Below are 21,204 nucleotides of genomic sequence, written 5' to 3'. Positions count from 1 at the left end.
ATGATTGGAATCGAGTTACTTGTCGTGCTCGCCGCTATCTATCTGGGAGCCCGGATAGGCAGCATCGGCATCGGCTTTGCCGGTGGTTTGGGGGTACTGGTGCTGACGTGGGGTCTGGGCATGCCCATCCCGAGCGATCAGCTGGTTGCCTATCTCCCTTGGGACGTGATCATGATCATCGCGTCCGTCATCTGCGCCATCGCCTGTATGCAACTGGCTGGCGGGATGGACTACCTGGTCTCTCTGGCCGAGAAGGCGCTGCGCAAGAACCCCAAATACATCACCTTCGCCGCTCCGGTTGTCACCTACCTGATGACCATGCTGGCCGGTACCGGTCACACCGCCTTCTCCACCCTGCCGGTGATCGCCGAGGTGGCCAAGGAGCAGGGCATTCGCCCCTCCCGCCCACTCTCCATCGCGGTCGTCGCCTCCCAGATCGCCATCACCGCCTCGCCCATCTCGGCCGCCGTGGTTGCCTTCTCCGGCATGCTTGAGCCGCTCGGGGTCGACTACCTGACCCTGCTGGCCATCTGCATCCCGTCCAGCTTCCTCGCCTGTATCCTCGGTGCCTTCGTGGCCAACATGCTGGGCAAGCCGCTGGACCAGGACGAAGTCTACCTAGAGCGCAAGGCCAAGGGCCTGATCAAGCTGCGCGGCACCAGCAAGGTTGAACTCAAGCCTTACGCCAAGCTGTCCGTCGCCATCTTCATCGCCGCCATCGTCGCCGTCATGGCCTATGCCACCGCCATCTCCGGCAACGTGGGCCTGATCGCCAATCCGCCGATCCCCCGTGACGGTGCCATCATGGGCATCATGCTCTCCGCCGCCACCCTGATGGTGCTGTTCTGCAAACTGGACGCCGCCCAGATCACCAACATGCCGACCTTCAAGTCCGGTATGTCCGCCTGTATCTGCGTGCTGGGTGTGGCCTGGTTGGGTAACGTCTTCGTGAAGGGCAACATGGTCGAGATCCAGGCCTTCGCCGGCGATCTGCTGAGCCAATACAGCTGGCTGCTGGCCGTGGTGCTGTTCTTCTCCTCCATGCTGCTCTATTCACAGGGTGCCACCACCAAGGCGCTGATGCCGGCCGCCCTGGCGCTGGGTGTCAGCCCGCTGGCTGCCATCGCCTCCTTCGCCGCCGTGAGCGCGCTGTTCGTGCTGCCCACCTACCCGACCCTGCTGGCGGCGGTAGAGATGGATGACACCGGCTCGACCCGGATCGGCAAGGCGGTGTTCAACCACCCCTTCTTCATCCCGGGTGTGGCCACCATCGCCATGGCAGTCGCCCTTGGCTTCTTCTTCGGCGGCATCATCCTCTAACCGGGAGTGCCGACGACAGAGTGCAAAAACGGCCCGCTGGGCCGTTTTTTTATGTCGCTAGCCGGCCCCTTTCGGCCAACAAAAAGCCGCTCCCTGGAGCGGCTTTTGACTGTCGGGGGACAGACCCTCAGCTGGTCGTCTGCCGGGTACCGAAGTAATCGGCGAGGAACTCGTCGAACGACAGGCTGTCACCGCGCTCCCGCTCCCGCTGCTTGGCCAGGGACTCGCGCGCCTCGCCCGCGAAGTAGGCCTGATCCCAGTACTGCAGCTCGCCGCTCAGCATCTCCTCCCGGTAGCGGCTCGCCAGCTCGTCACCGAAGCAGCCGTTGTCCTGGCCGCTCTCCAGCAGCTGCTTGAGCAGGCGGGCGGAGTAGGTCAGCTCAGGGTTGAGCAGCTTCTCGCGGTGCATGGCCAGCGTCTCGCGATAGCGGTTGCGGCCACAGCAGCGATCCAGCAGATCGGCGACCTGATCCAGCTCGTCGAACAGCTGGAGGCCGTACTCCCTGAGGCCGATGGGGTTACCCTGCTCGTCTTCCAGCTCGAGGCCGGGACGACGCCCCTCCAGCACCACCTTGTTCTGGTTGCGGCGATTGCGGGCAATCTCCTCGTCGGTCAGCACCGGGGACGGGCGCAGCAGGCACCAGACCAGGAACAGATCGAAGAAGCGGATCTGATCCACATCGATGCCGAACGGGGTGAAGGGGTTCACGTCCACGGTGCGCAGCTCGATGTACTCAATGCCACGCTGCTCCAGCGCGTCGGACGGCTTCTCGCCGCTGCGCGGGGTGCGCTTGGGCCGGATCGGCGCGTACAGCTCGTTCTCCAGTTGCAGCACGTTGTCGTTGAGCTGGCGGTATTCGCCGTTGACCTTGACCCCGATCTTGGCGAACTCGGGATCATGGGTGCTGATGGCACGGCGCAGGCTGGCCACATAGGCCGGCAGGTTGTCGTGGCTGATATTGAGCATGCTCTGGGAGCTGCTGGTGTAGCCGAGATCGGACAACCGCAGCGCGGTGGCATAGGGCAGATAGAGGGTACCCTTGCCGGTCTTCTGGAACGGCAGGTTGCTTTTGCGCCCCTTGAGGAAGGAGTCGCAGATGGCCGGCGAGGCGCCAAACAGATAGGGCACCAGCCAGCCGAAGCGGTAGACGTTGCGTATCAGCCCCATGTACTTGTCGGAGATGAAACGCTGGCTGCAGCAGCCCTCGCCCACCAGATCCTGCCATTCGCACCAGAAGCTGTCCGGCATGGAGAAGTTGAAGTGCACCCCGGCGATCACCTGCATCAGGCTGCCGTAGCGGTTCTTCAGCCCCTGCCGGTAGAGGGTCTTCATCCGGCCAATGTTGGAGCTGCCGTACTGGGCCAGGCGGATGCTCTCCTCATCGCCGATGAAGCAAGGCATGGAGAGCGGCCAGATCCGCTCATCGCCGAGGTGATGAATGGTATGACGGTGGATATCGCCGAGCTGCTCGATCAGGCTCTCGATGGAGTCGGTGGCCGGGGTGATGAACTCCAGCAGGCTCTCGGAGTAGTCGGTGGTGATGTTGGCGTGGGTCAGCGCCGAGCCCAGGCTCCTGGGGTGGTCGGTCTGGGAGAGGGCGCCTTCCGGGGTGATGCGCAGGCATTCACGTTCGATCCCGCGCCGGATCCCCTTGAGGGCGGTCACCCGTTCCGGCGAACCCAGGGCAGTCAACAACTCGGTGAGCGACAAGCTAGTAGTAGTCATATTCACGGCTCATGTATGGCCGCCCCAAACGGGGCGGCGCTCATTTTGTGAAGCGCCCTCAGGGCAGCTGCAGCGGATAGATGGGAAGATGAAGCTCCGACAGGGGTTTTTCAAGCTTTTGCTTGTCTCCCACCACCACAATCACCATCTCGGCCGGATCGAGCCAGCGGGCCGCGCTGGCCTTGAGTGCCTCAGGCGACACCGTTTTGATCAGCTGACCCTGGGCCAGCACATAGTCCGGCTTCAGGTCATACATGATCATCTGCAGCAGGAACATCGCCTTCTGCGCCAGGGTTTCGTAGGAGAGCGCATCCTGCTGGGAGACGGCGCTGCGCATGTAGGCCAGCTCCACCGGGGTCGGGCCGCTCTTGCGGTAGCCATCCATCTCCTTCAGGAACTGGCGGATGGCATCCACGGTCGCGTCGGTCCGCACGTTGGCACCGGTGGCGAAGACACCCGCCTCGCGGTTGGCGGAGAAGCCCGAGCTGGCACCATAGGTGTAGCCCTTGTCTTCCCGCAGGTTGAGGTTGATGCGGCTGTTGAAGTTGCCCCCCAGATTGAAGTTCATCAGGCTGGCGACGAAGAAGTCCCCCGTGGTGTCAAACGGCATGGCCCGGCGGCCGATGCGGATCACCGACTGGGGCGCCCCCGGCTTGTCCACCAGATAGATGCCCGGCTTGGCCTGCTCGCCCTTGAGCTTGAGATCGCCGAGGGCAGGAGTGGTCCCCTTCCACTGGGTCAGGAAGCCAAGCTGCTCCTCGATCTGCTGCTGGGTCACATCCCCGGTCACCACCACCCTGGCGTTGGTCGGATTGTAGTAGTCCTGATAGAAGCGCTTCACATCCGCCAGGGTCAGCTTCTCGACGTCCTTCAGCACCCCCTCGGTCGGTTGACCGAGCCGGTTCTGTTTGCCGTACACCAGCTCGCGGAACGCCTGGCCCGCCAGCCACTCCGGCTGCTGCTCGCTCTGCTTCATGCCTTGCAGCATCTGCGCCTTGAGCCGCTCGAAGTCCGCCTCCCGCATCCCGGGTCGCATCAAGACCTCGCGCACCAGATCCAGGGTCTGCGGCAACTTGTCGGTCAGGCTGCTGATGGTGATGAGGTTGTTGTACTGGGCGGTCGAGACGCTGATGCTGGCGCCGAGTTTTTGCAGCTCGTCGCTGAGCTCGGCCTCGGTCAGCCGTACCGTTCCCTGCCCCAGCATGGCGGCGGTGAGGCTGGCCAGCCCCAGTTCTCCCTTGCCCTCGGCTCTCATGCCACCCGGCAGGGCGATCATGATGGAGACGGCCGGGATCTCGTCACTCTGGGTGCCAATGATCTCGATGCCCTTGTCCAGCTTGCCGTGCCAGGTGGTCGGTACCTTGACGCTGACCGCCTCGCTCGCCTTGGGCTCCACGCTGCGATCGAAGCTGTCCTTGACCGGGCGCAGCGCCAGCGGCTCGCCGTGCTGGCTGTAATCCGGCAACTCCCGCTTGGCGGGGGAGAAGTTCGGCGTACCCGCCTGCCAATCCGTCTTGCCCTTGGGTACCACGCTCAGCACCACGGCGGGTTTGCCCGCGATGAACTTGTCATAGGCGGCCTTGACCTGCTGCGCGTTCACCTGGCTGATGGCGTCCAGGTTCTTGAACACATAGTTCGGATCCTGGGTCAGCACCTGGCCCAGGGCGAGCTGGCTCACCTTGCCCTCTATGCTGTCCAGCCCCCAGATGGCCTCGGCGCGATAGCTGCTGATGGCCTTCTCGAGATCCTCGGGCTTGAGGCCGCGGCTGGCAAACTCGCCGATCACCTTGTCCACCTCGCCTTTCAGCGTCTTGAGGCTGCCATCCTGGGCCGGGTTCGGATAGGCGTAGACCGTCAGGGTGCAGGCCAGTTCCTCACAGGAGTGGGTGGCGCCCACCTCGATGGCCTTGCCGGTCTTGACCAGCGACTGGTAGAGCATGGAGCTGGCGGAGCCGCCGAGCACGTCGGCAAAGATGTCCAGTGCCGGCTCCTGGGGATCCCCGAGCGCCACCGTCGGATAGCTGATGTAGAGCAGCGGCAGGTGCACCTTGTCTTCCAGGGTGACATAGCGGGTCTCAGGCAGGGTCACCGGCTCCGGGGTCGGCTCGGCCACGTCCGGGCCACGGGGGATGCTGCCGAAGTACTTCTCGATCCAGGCCAGCGCCTGCTGGGTGTCGAAGTCGCCCCCCAGGGTCAGGGTGGCGTTGTTCGGCCCATACCAGCGCAGGAAGAACTGCTTGAGATCCTCCACCCCGACCCGATCCAGATCCTCCACGTAGCCGATGGGCTGCCAGGAGTAGGGATGAGTGCGCGGATAGAGCGCCTCGCCCGCCTTCTCGCCCACCAGGCCATAGGGCTGGTTGTCGATGCGCTGGGCGCGCTCGTTCTTGACGGTGGCGCGCTGGATCTCGAACTTCTTCTGGCTCACCGCATCGAGCAGGAAGCCCATGCGATCCGCCTCCAGCCAGAGCACCTTCTCCAGCTGGTTGGCTGGCACGGTTTCGTAATAGTTGGTGCGATCCTTGTTGGTGGTGCCGTTCATCTCGCCACCGGCCTCGTTGATGATCCGCATGTGCTCCTGATCGCCGACGTGCTTGGAGCCCTGGAACATCATGTGCTCGAAGAAGTGGGCGAAGCCGGACTTGCCCACGGTCTCGCGGGACGAGCCCACGTGATAGGTCACATTGAGATGCACCAGGGGATCGGACTTGTCGGGGGCCAGGATCACGGTCAGGCCGTTATCCAGCTTGTACATCTGGTAGGGGATGCCGAGCTTGCCCTCCTGCTTGACCTGTTCCGATACCAGGGTCGGGGCTGCCAGCACCGGCAGGGCCAAGCCCAGAAGAATGCTTAATGGAATGAGTTTGTTCACGGTTACCTCGTGAGTGAAGAGAAGCGGCTAGAAGACCTGTTTGGCCAACAGAAAAACCAGGGCATAGCGCACCAATTTGCCCAGCCCGATCAGAATGAGAGAGCGCCAGAACGAGAGACGCAGCCAGCCGGCCAGCAGACAGAGACCGTCACCGACCACCGGCGTCCAGGCCAGCAGCAGGCACCAGTGGCCATGTTGTTTGAGCCAACCTAGCGCCTTTTGTTCCCCACGGCCTTGAAAATCTTCCGGTTTTTTCTTGTATGTGGCAAGCCAGCCGAGCCACCAGGTGGTCATGGACCCTAAGGTATTGCCGAGGGTGGCCCACAGCAGCAGGCTGGCCATGCTCCACTGTCCCTGGTTTGCCATGACCCCCAGCAGCACTTCCGAGCTGCCGGGCAACAGGGTCGCCGAGGTGAAGGCGCTGAGAAACAGCCACCCCAACCCGGTTTCCAGCGTCTCCATCATCCAGGATAGCGCCCGGCGGCGGGCATCCGCAGCACCAGCTTGCCCCGGGTGTGACCGCTCTCGAGGGCCTGGTGCGCCAGCGCCCCCTCCGCCAGCTCGAACTCGCCAGCCAGGGTGATGTGGGCATCGCCCTGACGCAGCAGGGTCAGCATCTGGGCCAGCTGCTTGCTGTCGGGGTGCACCAGCATGCCGCTCACCGCGATCCCCAGGGCGGCGCCGGCATCCTTGATCGGCTGCGCCGTGATGGTCGGCACCGTCACTAGGCGGCCGCCCTCGGCGACGCAGGCGAGCGCCGCCTTGCCGCTCTCGCCCCCCATCAGATCCAGCACCAGATCGACGCGGCCAACCTGCGCAACCCAGTCCGCATCGTGGTAATCCACCATCTTGCTGGCCCCGATCCCATGCAGGAAGCCGTGGTTTTCCTTGCTGGCCGTCACCACCACCTCGGCGCCATAGGCGCTGGCGAACTGCACCGCCAGGTGCCCCACCCCGCCGGCGGCGGCCAGGATCAGCACCCGCTGCCCCGCCTTGAGACCGCCGTGCTCGAGCAGCCCCTGCCAGGCGGTGAGCCCGGCCAGCGGCAGGGCCGCCCCCTGCTTGAGGCTCACGCCGTCAAGCAGGGCCAGCTCCCCCTCGCTCACCACTATGCTCTCGGCATAGCCGCCACCCGCCAGCGGGAAACCGACCATGCCGCACACCCTGTCCCCCTCCACCAGGGTGCTGACGCCCGGACCGACCTTCTCTACCACCCCCGCCACGTCATAACCCGGCGTCCAGGGCAGCTTGTCCTTGTTCTGGGCCGCCGCCCAGCCGAGACCGGCCCGGGTCTTGGCATCGATGGGATTGACCCCGGCATAACAGATGCGCACCCGGACCTCCCCCTCGGCGGGAACCTTGTCGAGCGAAGGGTTGAGCTTAAGTACCGAGGGGTCGCCGAATGCGGTAATCTGTAGCTGCGTCATTGCACAATCCATCCTGTTGATTGATCAAGGATCCACAGAATAACAGCGAGGACACCATGGCTCGAATGTTTCTTATTCCTCTGTTGCTGGCGCTGGGGTGGTGGGCCTTGTTGCTCTACTTCCGCATCCCGCTCAAACAGGGGGCCAAGGGGTTTTACTGGATCATCGGCATCGGTGGTGGCCTGGCCGCCTTCTTCAGCCTGATGATGGTGCTGACGCACTAGCCTTCAGCGCGGCCAGCAACGAGAAGGCCACCCTGGGGTGGCCTCGCGCTCAACTGGCTGGTGCATTGAGATGGTAATGACGGTTGCTGCCCTGCCCCAACACCCCTTGGGCCAGCAGATGCTGGAACACCCTGTCCACCTCCTCCAGCGGCATGGCCAGCACCTCTGCCACCCGCCGCTTGCTGCACTTGAGCTCACCGCTCTCCAGCGCGACCCGTACCCGTTCCACCAGGGCGGGGGCCGGGGCCGGTTTGTCCACCGCCACCGGCTCGACGGGGGATGCTGCTACAGCCTCGGCGTGCTCGCGCTGCCGTTGCCACAGCCACTGGCGGCGGAAGCGGTTCTCCTCCCCGATCAGGCTGACGAAGAAGGCACCGAACGCATCCAACAGCACAGATAGGAAGCAGACCAGCAGGAACTGCACCTGGCTGATGCTCATGCCCACCCCGTCCGCCAGGCTGCTCATCAGCCCCAGCATGGAGGATTGCTCGTTGAGCGGCTTGGCATCCCGCTCCTGGCGCAGCTCGTCCTGCTTCAGCCTGAGCTTGGTGTTGGCCTGCTGCAAGCCACTGACGCCGCTGGAGATGCGCGCCATCTCTATGTACTTGCGAGCCGCCTCCTCGTTGAGCTGGATCTGCCGCTCTATGCTGGCGATCTGCTCGTCGAAGCGGGCAATTTCCCGCTCGTGGCGCGCCTGCTGGCTCAGTATGGTGTTGGTGGCGCTGTTGATGCCGCCTATGCTGCCACCGATGGAGATGGCCGCCAGCACGCTGTAGAACAGCAGCGACCAGAAGGCGCCACCGAGATCCCGCCGGGCCTTGCACTCACCGTATTCGTACCAGACGTAAAACTTGCCCAGTTCGAAGATGATGGCGAGCCCGCCGAACAGCCACTTCATCAGCGGGTTGTCGTCGATGGAGAGAAACAGCAGCAGGGAGAAGACGATGGAGGCCAGAATGGCCAACCCGGTAAAACTGTAAACCGTGGTCAGTGCGAACCACCCCTTGGGGTAGCGCAGCGCGGCGGTGGCCTGTGTAGTCATGATGAAGAGGATGTGGTGCCGAGGAAAAGTTGGCTGCCGATTATAGTCGCCCAGGCCACAGAATGAAGATGAATCACTTGAATTCCTTCATATCCTCATCTAGGTGAATAGAACGCGACCGAATTGGGTAAATTGCCGCCCCGGGGAGCCACGGCTCGGCATAATCCATGGCTGGTGCTTTTCTACTCAGTTCCGCCGAGGTTAAGCTAAAAGACATACACTGATGAATATTTCCCCATTATCGAGACCATTATGAACAAAACCACCACACTGCTGATCTCTCTGTTCCTGGCTCAGGGTGCGGCCATCGCCGCCCCCAAGAATTACGACAACGACGACATTAAGATCTCGACCGACAACGTGCGGGTCAATCTGGATTGGGATGACAGGGAATATGGCTGGTGGCAGAACAACTGCCTGAACATCAGCAGCGACCGGGTCAAGATCGACTGTGACAAGATGGACAGCAAGTACCGTGACCATTACAACCGCAGCGTCCACAGCGGCAACAACCCGGGCAAGGGCCACGACAAGGACGACTGGGACAATGACGGCAGCGGGAAATACAAAGAAAAAGACAAGGGCAATGGGAAAGGCAAAAACAAATAACGATTCAGGGGCCCATGGCCCCTGAATGCTGTCTGCTACCAGTAATTTTCCGCACTGATATTGCCGGGAGCCCGCCGCAGGTTCTTGGCCAGCCCCAGCTCAAGCAGGGTCTGCTGGGTCTCCTTCACCATGGCGGGGTTGCCGCATATCATCACCTGGCTGTGTACCGCAGAGAATTCGAGCCCGACCCGCGCCTGCAGGCGCCCCTCGCCGATGGCCGCCGGGATCCGGCCGGTCATGGCACCGGGCCACTCCTCGCGGCTGACGAAGGGGACGTAGTGAAAGCGCGGCCCGTGCCGCTCGGCAAAGCTCTCGATAAGCGACCGATAACTCAGCTCCTCCCCCTTCCTCACTCCGTGCACCAGCACCAGATTGTCGAAGCGATCGAAGGCCTCACCGTCCGCCAGCATGGCCAGGAAGGGACCGATGGCGGTGCCGGTGGAGAGCAGCCAGAGATCGCGCCCGGCGGGCAGTTCATCCAGGGTCAGGAAGCCGGTCGCCTGGGATTGGACCAGCACCGAGCCCCCCGATTGCAACGAGCCAAGGGACGGCGTCAGCTCTCCCTCCGGGATCTCGACCAGATAGAACTCGTGATAGGGGGCAGAGGGGGGATTGACGAAGGAGTAGGCCCGCTGGATGCGGCGCTCACCCTGTTGCAGGGCCAGCTTGGTAAATTGCCCCGCCTTGTAGGGGGCGAGATCCGCCTCCACACGCAGGGAAAACAGGGTGGGGGTCCACTCGATGCGCTCGAGTACCCGACCTTCGACCCAGGCAGCCATAAGGATCTCCTCCAGAGGAACAGAACCCTACTCTACCCCTTGATCCCCTCTTGATTCAAAAAGAAAAAAACCCGCGCATGTGCGCGGGTTTTTTCTGCAAAGCGAATCGCTATTACAGAGCAACAACCTGGATCTGTACGGTTGCCTTGACGTCAGCGTGCAGCTGAACAACAACTTCGTACTCGCCGGTGTTACGCAGAACGTTGCCCATGCGGACCTCGCTCTTGGCAACAGCAACGCCGGCAGCAGTGATGGCGTCAGCCACGTCACGGGTACCGATGGAACCGAACAGCTTGCCTTCGTCGCCAGACTTGGAGGCGATGACAACGGCAGCCAGTTCACCCAGCTTGGCAGCGCGCTCTTCAGCGGCAGCTTTACCGGCAGCCAGTTTGGCTTCCAGTTCAGCACGGCGAGCATCGAAGGTCTCGATGTTGGCCTTGGTAGCCATAACGGCTTTGCCTTGCGGGATCAGATAGTTACGGGCGTAGCCAGCTTTAACAGCGACTTGATCACCCAGACCGCCCAGTTTGGCGATTTTGTCGAGCAGGATAACTTGCATTACCTTTCCTCTATAAATGTGGAGTTAGGCTTAAGTGCCGGACCGATTCTTACTTGTTGTGCAGATCGGTGTACGGCAGCAGAGCCAGGTAACGAGCACGCTTGATGGCGCGTGCCAGCTGACGCTGATACTTGGCGCGGGTACCGGTGATACGGCTCGGTACGATCTTGCCAGATTCAGTGACGTAGTTTTTCAGAGTAACGATATCTTTGTAGTCGATCTCGGTAACGTTCTCGGCGGTGAAGCGGCAGAACTTACGACGACGGAAATAACGTGCCATGGCCTTTATCCTCTAATGCGTTGATCTAAGAATTACTCTTCGGAAGACGCTTCAACAGCATCTTCGCGGCGCTCGTCGTCACGACGGACGAAGCGCTCTTCCTTGGCCTTGGCCATAGGAGAAACTTCAGTCACGGCGTGCTTGGTGCGCATGATCATGTTGCGGATAACGGCATCGTTGAAGCGGAAGTTGGTTTCCAGTTCGTCGATAACGGCCTGCTCTGCTTCTACGTTCATCAGAACATAGTGAGCCTTGTGCAGCTTGTCGATCGGGTAAGCCAGTTGACGACGGCCCCAATCTTCCATGCGATGAATGGTACCACCAGCGGTGGTGATAGCGCCGGTGTAACGCTCGATCATGCCAGGTACTTGCTCGCTCTGGTCCGGATGAACCATGAAGACGATTTCGTAATGACGCATTTTAGCTCCTTACGGATTAATTCAGCCTCCGCCCAGGTGCAGCCAAACCTCGGAGGCAAGGAACATAGTGGTGTTTAGACACTGCTTTCTAGGGCGGCGTATTGTACGAAATCGCCTCTCTCACTGCAACTGGCGTCGACAGATGTTTTTATCGATGAGCCTGATACAAAACTTCAATTGATAACAATTATCATTTAGATCTATTCTATCCTCATATCCTATGGAGGATGACAGTATGCAACCCGCCCTGAGCACGGCCATCCCGGCCCGCAAATTCAAGCTGACCCTGCTGGGGCCCGCCTTTATCGCCGCCATCGGCTATATAGACCCGGGCAACTTCGCCACCAATATCCAGGCGGGTTCCACCTTTGGTTATCAGCTGCTGTGGGTGGTGGTGTGGGCCAACCTGATGGCCATGCTGGTGCAGACCCTCTCCGCCAAGCTCGGCATAGTCACCGGCAAGAACCTCGCGGAACACATTCGGGACAAGTTACCCAGACCCGCGGTCTGGGCTTATTGGGTGCAGGCGGAGATCATCGCCATGGCCACGGATCTCGCCGAGTTCATCGGCGCCGCCGTGGGCTTCAAGCTGCTGCTCGGCGTCACCCTGCTGGAGGGGGCCTGCATCACCGCCGTGGTCACCTGGGCCATCCTGATGCTGCAAGCTCGCGGCCAGAAGCCGCTGGAGTTCGTGGTGGGTGGCCTGCTGCTGTTCGTGGCCGCCGCTTACATCGTCGAGCTGGTCTTCTCCCGCCCCCATCTGCCGAGCCTGCTGGAGGGCGCGCTCTTCCCCGGGCTGCCCAACGGCGATGCCGTCTATCTGGCCGCCGGCGTGCTGGGGGCGACCGTCATGCCCCACGTCATCTATCTGCATTCGGCGCTGACCCAGCACACCCAGGACAGGGGCACGGTCCCCCAGCGGCTGCACAGCACCCGGGTGGACGTCGCCATCGCCATGACCATCGCCGGCTTCGTCAACCTGGCCATGATGGCCATGGCCGCCGCGGCCTTTCACGGCGTGGGCGACCAGCCCGTGGCCGAGCTGGAGTCCGCCTACCAGACGCTCACGCCCTTGTTGGGACAGGCGGCCGCCACCCTGTTCGGCCTCTCCCTGGTCGCGTCCGGCATCTCCTCCACCGTGGTGGGAACCCTGGCCGGACAGGTGGTGATGCAGGGTTTCGTACGCTTCACCATCCCACTCTGGTTGCGTCGGGCCATCACCATGGCCCCCGCCTTCGTGGTGATCGCCATGGGGCTCAACACCACGGATATCCTGGTGCTGAGCCAGGTGATCCTGAGCTTCGGCATAGCGCTGGCGCTGATCCCGCTGCTGATGCTGACCGGCGATCGCGCCCTCATGGGCCAGCACCGCAATCATCCGGTGACTCAGGCGCTGGGGCGACTCATCGTCGCCCTGGTGATCGGCCTCAATGCCTATCTGCTGGTCTCCATGCTCTGACCCAATTGGCAGCATTCAGACAGGCTCATTAACCCAGGTTAATGAGCCTGTCCCCGCTTTGGCGTATGCTGCGGCTCTCTCTTCATTCGCAACGCGCGGGAGCCATCCATGGAACATAGCCGAGCCAGCTTTGTGCTGGGCCATCACCAAGAGCAGGCCAGGGTAGTCTATTGCCAGGCCGGCGAGCCGACCCTGCTGGTCACCGACCTGACCCCCTTCCATCCCCAGAGTCATCTCTGGCCCGATCAACCGGGCGATGTGGGCAGGGTTTGCTGGGATAGTGGCGAAGCCGGCGTGGGCCCCTGCCGCATGGGCGCCATCAGCCCGGACGGCGAGCTGTTCGTGGATCAGGATATCCCGGTCAAACGGGGGGCCGAGGGCTGGGCCTTCGTGGTGGTGCATCCGCTGACAGGCAGGCATGAGCTGGCCGTGGAGACCCACGTCGAGTTGCAGGTAGATGCCGATGCCCGTCATGCCCTGAGCCTGGGCCATAGCGGCTGCCATCTGGCGGCGCTGGCCCTCAACCGGGTGCTGACCCCTTACTGGCGCAAGGAGCCGAGCGAGCGGGATGCCCTCGGCCAGCCCGATTTTGACCGGCTCGCCATCCAGACCTCGCGGGTCGATCCCAGAGGCTCGCAGGAGCTGTATCGCATCGGCAAGAGCCTGCGCAAGAAGGGGGTGATGGCGGCCGAGCTGCTGGCGGCCCTGCCCGCCATCGAGCAGGAGATCAATGCCCAGCTGGCCAGTTGGTTGGCGGAGGGTGGCGACATTCGCCGCTCCCGCGCCGGTGAGGCCATCATCGACTCCCGCTATTGGCACTGCACCCTGGAGGGAGCAGAGGTGACCATCCCCTGCGGTGGCACCCACGTCGACAGCCTGGCCGCGCTGGGCCGGGTCAGCGTGCAACTGAGCCTCGCCGATGAAGGCTTCAGCCTGATCAGCCGGGTCACCCCTTAAGTCCACTCTCAGGCCGGGCGTCCCCGGCCTGACCCTCTTCAGCCGATCCGGATCAGCAGGATACCGCACAGGATCACCAGCGCCGCCATCAACCTGACCCGGCCCAGTTTCTCCCCCAGCCAGCTCCAGGAGAGCAGCACCGCAAACAGCACGCTGCTCTCGCGCAGCGCCGCCACCAGCCCGATGGGTGCCTGGGTCATGGCCCAGATGACAATGCCGTAGGCCAGCAGTGACAAGGCGCCGCCGAGCGCGCCTGTATACCAGGCCGCGGCATCCAGATCCCGCCAGGCGGTGCGACTCTGCCAGCGCATCAGCAGCGGCATCACCAGCGCGGTGAGGGTGAACAGCCAGAGGGTGTAGCGCACCGGCGCGCCGGCCGAGCGGGCGCCCGCCCCATCGGAGAGGGTATAGGCGGCCGTGAACAGCGCCGTGATCAGCACGGCACTCAGGGCCGCAGGCGCCAGCCTGATGCCACCGCGCCAGGCCATCAACAGCACCCCGCTCACCAGCACCAGGGCGCCCGCCACCGCCAGCCCCCCGGGGACCTCCCCCAACAGCAGCGCCCCCAGCGACAGAGTCAGCAGGGGTGCACTACCACGGGCCAGCGGATAGATCTGGCCGAACTCGCCGAGCCGGTAGGCCCGGCCGAGGAACAGGCAATAACCGCAGTGCAGCAGGATGGAGAGCGCCAGCCAGGGATATTCGGTGGCGGCCGGCCATCCCACCAGGGGCAGGAAGGGCGCGGCAAAGAGGCCGGAGCAGAGGGAGACCAGCAAGACGCTGACCCGCCCCTCGGCCTGGCGCTTGGCCAACGCATTCCAGAGGGCGTGCAACAGGGCGGCCAGCAGGATGGCCGCAAAGAGGGTGGGGGTCACGACAACGTTCCAGTCAAGATGGGGGGCCGATCATATCCGTTTGTATCACGGCAGTGTGGGAGCCATCTCAAACTGGCGCCCCTTGCCCGACATCCAGGCCCGGGCTCAGACCGCCGTTTTGCGCATGCCCATGTGGGGGATGTCGTCTTCGAGATAGCCCTCCCCTTCCGCCACGAAACCGTGCTGACCGTAAAAGCCTTGCAGGTGTGCCTGGGCGCCGAGCCAGATGGAGTGACCCGGCCAGCTAGCCTCACAGCCCCTGACGGCCTCCGCCAGCAACCGGTGACCCAGGCCGCCACCCCGCGACTGGGGCGAGGTGACCACCCGGCCGATGGCGCAGCCATGCTCGTCACCTATGCCAGGCGCCATGATCCGGCTATAGGCCGCCAGGTGCCGGCCCTCGTAGCCCAGCAGGTGCAGCACCCCTTCGCGGCGATCCAGCCCATCCAGATCCTGGAAAGGGCAAGTCTGCTCCACCACGAAGACTTCGGCCCGCAGGGCCAGCAGATCATACAGTTCGTCCGTGGTCAGCTCGGACCAGGCCTTGAGACTCCAGTTCATCGGCAACTCCTTATCGATTAGGCCCGCCAGCATAGGGGAGCGCAGCCAGACCGGCATTAACCTTTGTTAAGATCCTTCAGCCGTTTGCGAATGCGGCTGAGGCTGATGGGGCTGATGCCGAGATAGGCGGCGATCTGGTGATCCGGCACCCTGGCATCAAGGGCCGGGAAGCTCTGCAGGAAGTGCTGGTAGCGGGCCTGGGGGCTCTCGGTCAGCAGCAACAGCTCCTTCTCCTCCTTGATGCGCAGTTGCACCGCCAGCAGGTGCTGATACCAGGCGGGCCAGCAGTTGAGCTGGCGCAGATCGGCCAGGGCGAACAGCTGCAGCCGGCAGGGCTCCAGCGCCTCCACGCTGTAGCGAGCGGGCTCGCCACTGAGCAGGTGGTGGAAGTCGATAAACTCGTCCCCCTCCCAGTAGAACTCCTTGATGTACTCGCGCCCATCCGCCAGCACCACCTTGGCCCGCAGCAAGCCCTGCTCCACCCTGACCAGCAGATCGGGGCTGTCACCGGCGTGCCAGAGGCAGGCTCGGGGGGCGAGCGTCAAGGAGCGGGCAAAAGAGAGGAGGCGCGCGGCCTCCTGCTCATCTGTGACCCGATCCCGGCTAAACGGGGGTCTGTCCATCACCCTTGGCTCAGGCGCGGCGCTGACGCACGGCTTCGAACAGGCAGACGCCCGCCGCCACCGAGACGTTGAGGCTGGAGACAGCCCCGGCCATCGGGATGCTCACCAGCTCGTCGCAGTGCTCGCGCGTCAGGCGACGCATGCCCTTGCCCTCGGCGCCCATCACCAGCGCCATCGGGCCGGTCAGTTTGGCCTGATAGAGATCGTGATCCGCTTCGCCGGCGGTGCCGACCAGCCAGACACCCCGTTCCTGCAACTCGCGCAGGCTGCGGGCCAGGTTGGTGACCTGGATCAACGGCACCACTTCGGCGGCGCCACAGGCGACCTTGCGCACCACCGAGGTCAGGCCGGTGGCCTTGTCCCGCGGCACTATGACCGCATGGACCCCTGCTGCATCGGCGCTGCGCAGGCAGGCGCCGAGGTTGTGCGGATCCGTCACCCCGTCCAGCACCAGCAGGAAGGGCTGGGCTTGTCGCGAGGCCAGGCTGTCCAGCAGGCTGGCCAGATCGTGCTCGGCCAGCTTGGGCGCCTCGATCACCTTGGCCATGATGCCCTGGTGATTGTTGCCCTCGGCTTTATCATCGAGCGTCTTGCGGTTCACGCTCTGCACCTTGAGGCCGAGCGCTTCCAGCTCGTCCAGCAGGGGCTGCAACCTGTCGTCTTCACGGCCCTTGAGGGCCCACACCTCGATGAAGCGCTCCGGGGTGCGCTCCAGCAGCGCGGATACAGCGTGAATGCCGTAGATCAGTTCTGTACTCATTTAGTGCTCTTGGTCTTTTCGCGAGCCTTCTTGCTCGGTCGTCTGTTGCTGGGCTTGGCACGGCCACCCTTGTCGGATTTGCCGCTATCCTTGCTCTCTTTGCGTTTATCGTGACGCTGGCCACCCTTGGCGGGCTTGCGCACTACCTCTTTGCCATCCTTGCCGGTGAGCGGCGCTTCCACCATCACGAAGTCGATCTTGCGATCGTCCAGGTTCACGCCCATCACCTTGACGCGTACCTTGTCACCCAGGCGGTAGCGACGGCGGAAGTTCTCGCCGATCAGCTGCATGTGCAGGGGATCAAACTGGTAGTAGTCGTTGGTGAGGGTGCTGACGTGCACCAGACCGTCGATGTGGATCTCCGCCAGCCGCACGAAGAAACCGAAGCCGGTGACGCTGGCGATGACGCCATCAAACTCGTCACCCACGTGATCCAGCATGTACTCACACTTGAGCCAGTCGGCCACGTCGCGGGTCGCATCGTCGGCACGGCGCTCGGTCATGGAGCAGTGCTCGCCCATGGGATCCACTTCTTCCAGCTGGTAGTGATAACCCCCGCTCGGGGTCCACTTGTGGCGCAGGTTGCCCTGCTGCTCCTTGGCCGTCTGGTACTTGATGGCGCGGTGCAGGATGAGATCCGGATAGCGGCGGATCGGCGAGGTGAAGTGGGCGTAGGACTTCAGGGCCAGACCGAAGTGACCTATGTTGTCGGCCTGATAGACCGCCTGGCGCATGGAGCGCAGCAACATGGTGGAGAGCAGCTCGGCATCCGGACGCCCCTCAAACTTGGCGGCCAGCTCGGCGAAGTCCTTCGGCTCGGGCTCGAGACCCCCCTTGAGCTCCAGACCCAGTTCGGCCAGGAAGTCACGGAAACCGGTCAGGCGCTCTTCGCCCGGACGATCGTGCACCCGGAACAGGGCAAAGGCTTCGTTCTTCTCGATGTAACGGGCCGCGGCCACGTTCGCCTGGATCATGCACTCTTCGATGATCTTGTGGGCATCGTTGCGCACCAGCGGCACTATCTGATCGATCTTGCGCTGGGCGTTGAAGATGAAGCGGGTCTCTTCGCTCTCGAATTCCACGGCGCCACGCTGGTGACGGGCGTGCTTGAGCGCCTTGTAGAGGTTGTTGAGCTCCTCGATGTGGCCCACCAGCGGCTCGTACTGCTGACGCAGCTTGGGCTCGCCATCCAGGATCGCCGCCACCTTGCTGTAGGTCATGCGCGCGTGGGAATTCATCACCGCTTCGTAGAACTTGTAACCGGACATGCGGCCGGCGGCGGAGATGGTCATCTCGCACACCATGCACAGCCGGTCGACCTGCGGGTTCAGGGAGCAGAGGCCGTTGGAGAGCACCTCCGGCAGCATGGGCACCACGAACTCGGGGAAGTAGACGGAGTTGCCGCGCTGATAGGCTTCGGCATCCAGCGCCGTGCCGGGCTTCACGTAGGAGGAGACATCCGCGATGGCGACCCACAGGCGCCAGCCGCCACCGCGCTTGGCTTCACAGAAGACGGCGTCATCGAAGTCACGCGCATCTTCCCCGTCTATGGTGACCAGCGGCAGGGCACGCAGGTCGATACGACCCTCTTTGGCCTTCTCCGGCACCTGTTCGCCCAGACCTGCGACCTCCTTGGTCACCTCTTCCGGCCAGGTGTGCGGGATGCCGTGGGTACGCAGGGCGATCTCGATCTCCATGCCCGGCGCCATGTTCTCGCCCAGCACGTCCAGCACGGTACCGACCGAATTGATGCGGGAGGTGGCGCGCTGGGTGATGCGAACGACCACGACCTGGCTCTGGCGGGCACCCTTGTTCTCCCCTTCCGGGATGAGGATGTCCTGGCCGATGCGGCTGTCATCCGGCACCACGAAGCCGACCCCGTTCTCGACGAAGTAGCGGCCGACGATGTCCGCCTCGCGGGGCTTGAGCAGGCGCACCAGTCTGGCCTCCTGCCGGCCCTTGCGATCGATCTCGGTCGGCTGTACCAGCACGTAGTCGCCGTGCATCAGGCGCTGCATCTCACGGTTGTTCAGGAAGAGATCCGATCCACCACCCTCGGGGCGCAGAAAACCGAATCCATCTTTATGGCCGAGCACATAGCCTTTCACCAGATTCAGACGATCCGGCAGGGCGTAACATTGGTTCCTGGTGAACACGAGCTGCCCATCGCGCTCCATGGCGCGCAGACGACGGCGCAAGGCCTCCAGCGGCTCTTCTTCGGTCAGCTTGAGGGCCTTGGCCAACTCTTCCCGGGACATGGGTTTCTCATGGCCCTTGATGAGCTCCAGCAGCATCTCGCGGCTGGCGATGGGGTTTTCGTATTTTTCGGCCTCGCGTTGGAGGAAAGGATCTTTTTGAGACATAAGCAGGCCTTAGGGTAGGTAATAATGAAGACATTATATCGAAGGGGGGAGCTAATGGCATCCATCGACTGCCTTTTGGCCAATCTCTCTGTCATACTGGCCGCAGTTTGCAGGTATGTGAGACTCGGAACTCATGAGCAAGGACTCGTTCGCCCAATCTGCCGCCTATTTGAAACAGGCGGTCCCCCTGATGATCAAGTATCAGATTCCTACCACCCCGAACAATTACCACCTCTGGTACAACTACGTCTCCGGCGACATGCCCGAGCTGAACAGCGCCATCGATCAGGCGGTCAAGCTGCAGGGCACCTGCTCCCTCACCACCTGCGAGCGCCTCTACCATCAGCACCTCGCCAGCCAGGATGAGCAGCAGATGGAGGCCATGAAGCTCAATCTGGCCGCCATGGCCAACGAGCTGGGACACTCCATGCAGGATGCGCTGGTCGACACCGGCCAGTTCCAGGCGATGCTCGACAAGAGCTTCGACAGGCTGAGCCTCATCGATGACGAGGGGCTGAGCCTGGAAGACACCATGGGCATACTGCGGGAGCTGGTGCGCGAGTCGCGGGACGTGCGCATGTCCACCATGCACTTTCGCAGTCAGCTCAGCAGCGCCGAGAAGGAGATCAAGGAGCTGAAGGAGGCGCTGAGCGAAACCCGCAAGCTGGCCACCGAGGACGCCCTCACCAACCTGCTCAATCGCCGCGCCTTCGATCTGGAGATGGAGTGCCTGATCCGCACCCGTCAGCCGTTCTCGCTGATCCTGGTCGACATCGATCGCTTCAAGAGCTTCAACGACGAATATGGCCACCTGCTAGGGGATCAGGTGCTGCGCATCTTCGGCAAGCGGCTGCGGGAGGCCAGCAAGGAAGGGATCACCGCCTACCGACTCGGGGGGGAGGAGTTTGCGCTGCTGGCGCCACGCCGCTCCCTGGCGCTGACCCGGCAGATGGCGGAGAGCCTGCGCCGGGCCATCGAGAAGATGTCGATCCTGGATCGCAAGTCTGGCCGCCGCATCGATCACATCACCGCCTCGTTCGGGGTGGGTGAACACCAGGGGCAGGAGACGGGGGATGCCCTGGTCGAGCGCACCGACAAGCTGCTCTACAAGGCCAAGGAGCTAGGTCGCAATCGGGTGATGCCGCTCCCTTCCTGAACCTGCGCGCAGCAAAAAGGCCGGTCATTGACCGGCCTTCTTATCTCTGCAACCCAACGGCTCAGAGGCTCTTCAGCTTCTCTTCCGGCAGCGCCAGCTCGTCGTTATGGTTGACGCCGATGCCGCGTTCCAGCACGTGACGGGCGATGGCGTGCGCCTCTTCCAGCGAGTGCATGCTGTAGGTGCCGCACTGATACTCGTTCAGCTCGGGGATCTTGGCCTGATCCTGTACGGTCAGTACATCGCTCATGGCGGCCTGCCAGGCGGCGCCCACACGCGCCTCGTCCGGCGCGCCGATCAGGCTCATGTAGAAGCCGGTACGGCAACCCATGGGGGAGATGTCGATGATCTCGACCCCGTTGCCGTTCAGGTGATCCCGCATGAAACCGGCAAACAGGTGCTCCAGGGTGTGGATGCCGCGCTCGGAGAGGATCTCTTGGTTCGGCACGCAGAAGCGCAGATCGAACACCGTGATGGTGTCCTTGCTCGGGGTCTGCATGGTCTTGGCCACCCGCACGGCAGGGGCTTCCATACGGGTATGGTCGACGGTAAAACTGTCCAATAACGGCATTTCTGACTCCTGATTGGTTACGAGAACCAGCCCCCGCTGGGGAGCCGATCCTTGCATTGTCGGTACTGGGCGCCGTAGCGCTGGGCGCGGGCCTCCACCTTGCGGGAGACCTTCATCAGCCATCCCTTGCTGCGGTAGCTGCCACGCCGGTAGCCGCCCCAGCCTTCGTGATAGTTGAGATACTGGCCATAGGCATCCCACTTGGAGGTGCCATTCAGCCGCTGCGCCTTGCTAGTGTACCAGCCCATGAAATCGATGGCGTCGGCAAAGTCGTCTCTATTGCTCCAGCCGTTGCCACTTTCCCGCTGATAGTCATCCCAAGTCTCATCCTTCACCTGAGCATAGCCATAGGCCGAGCTGGCGCGCCCGGTCGGGATGAAGAGGAAATAGTCCATCGGTGGCCGGGCATCGTGTACGAAGGAGGACTCCTGATACATCATGGCCATCACCACGTGCACAGGTGCCCCCCAGCGCTCGCTCATCCGCAGCGCCGCCTTGTGCCAATCCGGCTTCTCGCTGAAGATCTGGCACAGGTTCTCCGGCTGAGCCGGTGGCTTGGAACTACAGGCGGTCAGACCCATCAGCAGGCCTGCCACCACCATGAGACGCGTCCACATCAGCG

General features: G+C 63.0%; 22 protein-coding genes. 6 read left to right on the top strand and 16 right to left on the bottom strand.

Annotated features, from left to right (window positions below; genetic code table 11):
- On the top strand, positions 1–1,320 hold the full coding sequence (locus KW821_RS09235) for an anaerobic C4-dicarboxylate transporter (protein WP_218291212.1): 1,320 nt from the start codon (positions 1–3) through the stop codon (positions 1,318–1,320).
- A 127-nt stretch (positions 1,321–1,447) separates the two neighbouring features.
- Here KW821_RS09235 and gshA read toward each other — a convergent pair whose 3' ends face one another.
- From gshA to KW821_RS09215, 4 genes are read right to left on the bottom strand one after another with little or no spacing between them, the layout of a single operon-like run.
- Positions 1,448–3,046 carry a glutamate--cysteine ligase gene (gshA, locus tag KW821_RS09230; protein WP_042652161.1) on the bottom strand — a complete coding sequence of 533 codons (1,599 nt, stop codon included), beginning with the start codon at positions 3,044–3,046 and terminating at the stop codon, positions 1,448–1,450.
- A gap of 58 nt (positions 3,047–3,104) precedes the next feature.
- Positions 3,105–5,918: a pitrilysin family protein gene (locus tag KW821_RS09225; RefSeq protein ID WP_218291211.1), complete on the bottom strand. Its 2,814-nt coding sequence runs from the start codon at positions 5,916–5,918 to the stop codon at positions 3,105–3,107.
- Positions 5,919–5,945: 27 nt separating this feature from the next.
- The gene (locus KW821_RS09220; protein ID WP_218291210.1) at positions 5,946–6,383 is read right to left on the bottom strand and encodes a YqaA family protein; all 438 of its coding nucleotides are present in this window, start codon (positions 6,381–6,383) and stop codon (positions 5,946–5,948) included.
- Positions 6,380–7,345 carry an NADP-dependent oxidoreductase gene (locus tag KW821_RS09215; protein WP_256353387.1) on the bottom strand — a complete coding sequence of 322 codons (966 nt, stop codon included), beginning with the start codon at positions 7,343–7,345 and terminating at the stop codon, positions 6,380–6,382. Before KW821_RS09215 ends, KW821_RS09220 begins: the two co-directional genes overlap by 4 nt.
- A 65-nt stretch (positions 7,346–7,410) precedes the next feature.
- On the opposite strand from KW821_RS09215, the gene KW821_RS09210 reads away from it, so the two are divergent.
- The gene (locus KW821_RS09210) at positions 7,411–7,569 is read left to right on the top strand and encodes a hypothetical protein (RefSeq protein ID WP_170175991.1); all 159 of its coding nucleotides are present in this window, start codon (positions 7,411–7,413) and stop codon (positions 7,567–7,569) included.
- Positions 7,570–7,618: 49 nt separating this feature from the next.
- Here the strand turns inward: KW821_RS09210 and KW821_RS09205 are convergent, their stop codons facing one another.
- The gene (locus KW821_RS09205; RefSeq protein WP_218291208.1) at positions 7,619–8,611 is read right to left on the bottom strand and encodes a Preprotein translocase subunit SecY; all 993 of its coding nucleotides are present in this window, start codon (positions 8,609–8,611) and stop codon (positions 7,619–7,621) included.
- Between the two features lie 252 nt (positions 8,612–8,863).
- Here KW821_RS09205 and KW821_RS09200 point away from each other — a divergent pair, with 252 nt between their 5' ends.
- The gene (locus tag KW821_RS09200; protein WP_218291207.1) at positions 8,864–9,220 is read left to right on the top strand and encodes a hypothetical protein; all 357 of its coding nucleotides are present in this window, start codon (positions 8,864–8,866) and stop codon (positions 9,218–9,220) included.
- Between the two features lie 35 nt (positions 9,221–9,255).
- Here the strand turns inward: KW821_RS09200 and KW821_RS09195 are convergent, their stop codons facing one another.
- The 4 genes from KW821_RS09195 to rpsF form a co-directional block, all read right to left on the bottom strand.
- Positions 9,256–9,999: a ferredoxin--NADP reductase gene (locus KW821_RS09195; protein WP_218291206.1), complete on the bottom strand. Its 744-nt coding sequence runs from the start codon at positions 9,997–9,999 to the stop codon at positions 9,256–9,258.
- A 112-nt stretch (positions 10,000–10,111) separates the two neighbouring features.
- A complete protein-coding gene (gene rplI, locus KW821_RS09190) occupies positions 10,112–10,558 on the bottom strand; it encodes a 50S ribosomal protein L9 (protein WP_042011812.1) in 447 nt (148 codons plus the stop codon).
- 49 nt (positions 10,559–10,607) lie between these two features.
- A complete protein-coding gene (gene rpsR, locus KW821_RS09185; protein WP_005313392.1) occupies positions 10,608–10,838 on the bottom strand; it encodes a 30S ribosomal protein S18 in 231 nt (76 codons plus the stop codon).
- Positions 10,839–10,870: 32 nt separating this feature from the next.
- Positions 10,871–11,257 (bottom strand): 30S ribosomal protein S6, encoded by a 387-nt coding sequence (rpsF, locus tag KW821_RS09180; RefSeq protein WP_042652154.1) that lies wholly within the window; start codon positions 11,255–11,257, stop codon positions 10,871–10,873.
- 235 nt (positions 11,258–11,492) lie between these two features.
- On the opposite strand from rpsF, the gene KW821_RS09175 reads away from it, so the two are divergent.
- Both KW821_RS09175 and KW821_RS09170 read left to right on the top strand, forming a co-directional pair.
- Positions 11,493–12,716, top strand: a complete 1,224-nt coding sequence (locus KW821_RS09175; protein WP_218291205.1) for an Nramp family divalent metal transporter — start codon at positions 11,493–11,495, stop codon at positions 12,714–12,716.
- Positions 12,717–12,824: 108 nt separating this feature from the next.
- Complete coding sequence (locus KW821_RS09170; protein ID WP_218291204.1) at positions 12,825–13,673, top strand: hypothetical protein; 849 nt, start codon at positions 12,825–12,827, stop codon at positions 13,671–13,673.
- A 38-nt stretch (positions 13,674–13,711) separates the two neighbouring features.
- Here KW821_RS09170 and KW821_RS09165 read toward each other — a convergent pair whose 3' ends face one another.
- From KW821_RS09165 to rnr, 5 genes are all read right to left on the bottom strand, one after another.
- On the bottom strand, positions 13,712–14,548 hold the full coding sequence (locus tag KW821_RS09165; RefSeq protein WP_218291203.1) for a DMT family transporter: 837 nt from the start codon (positions 14,546–14,548) through the stop codon (positions 13,712–13,714).
- A 105-nt stretch (positions 14,549–14,653) separates the two neighbouring features.
- Positions 14,654–15,109 (bottom strand): GNAT family N-acetyltransferase, encoded by a 456-nt coding sequence (locus tag KW821_RS09160; RefSeq protein WP_218291202.1) that lies wholly within the window; start codon positions 15,107–15,109, stop codon positions 14,654–14,656.
- Between the two features lie 56 nt (positions 15,110–15,165).
- Positions 15,166–15,732: a Crp/Fnr family transcriptional regulator gene (locus KW821_RS09155; protein ID WP_218291201.1), complete on the bottom strand. Its 567-nt coding sequence runs from the start codon at positions 15,730–15,732 to the stop codon at positions 15,166–15,168.
- Between the two features lie 10 nt (positions 15,733–15,742).
- The gene (rlmB, locus tag KW821_RS09150; protein ID WP_218291200.1) at positions 15,743–16,492 is read right to left on the bottom strand and encodes a 23S rRNA (guanosine(2251)-2'-O)-methyltransferase RlmB; all 750 of its coding nucleotides are present in this window, start codon (positions 16,490–16,492) and stop codon (positions 15,743–15,745) included.
- Positions 16,489–18,855, bottom strand: coding sequence for a ribonuclease R (gene rnr, locus KW821_RS09145; protein ID WP_218291199.1), 2,367 nt, complete (start codon positions 18,853–18,855; stop codon positions 16,489–16,491). Before rnr ends, rlmB begins: the two co-directional genes overlap by 4 nt.
- A 133-nt stretch (positions 18,856–18,988) precedes the next feature.
- Between rnr and KW821_RS09140 the strand changes: the two genes are divergently transcribed.
- Positions 18,989–20,011: a GGDEF domain-containing protein gene (locus KW821_RS09140; RefSeq protein WP_042652146.1), complete on the top strand. Its 1,023-nt coding sequence runs from the start codon at positions 18,989–18,991 to the stop codon at positions 20,009–20,011.
- Between the two features lie 61 nt (positions 20,012–20,072).
- Here the strand turns inward: KW821_RS09140 and luxS are convergent, their stop codons facing one another.
- Both luxS and KW821_RS09130 read right to left on the bottom strand, forming a co-directional pair.
- The gene (luxS, locus tag KW821_RS09135) at positions 20,073–20,582 is read right to left on the bottom strand and encodes an S-ribosylhomocysteine lyase (RefSeq protein WP_042652145.1); all 510 of its coding nucleotides are present in this window, start codon (positions 20,580–20,582) and stop codon (positions 20,073–20,075) included.
- A 17-nt stretch (positions 20,583–20,599) separates the two neighbouring features.
- On the bottom strand, positions 20,600–21,199 hold the full coding sequence (locus KW821_RS09130) for a hypothetical protein (protein WP_305729939.1): 600 nt from the start codon (positions 21,197–21,199) through the stop codon (positions 20,600–20,602).
- Positions 21,200–21,204 lie beyond the last annotated feature (5 nt).

The sequence above is a fragment of the Aeromonas sp. sif2416 genome, assembly GCF_019218665.1.
GTDB lineage: Bacteria > Pseudomonadota > Gammaproteobacteria > Enterobacterales > Aeromonadaceae > Aeromonas > Aeromonas encheleia.
The sequence above is the reverse complement of the archived record's forward strand: the minus strand, read 5'-3'. Positions and strand labels throughout refer to the sequence as shown.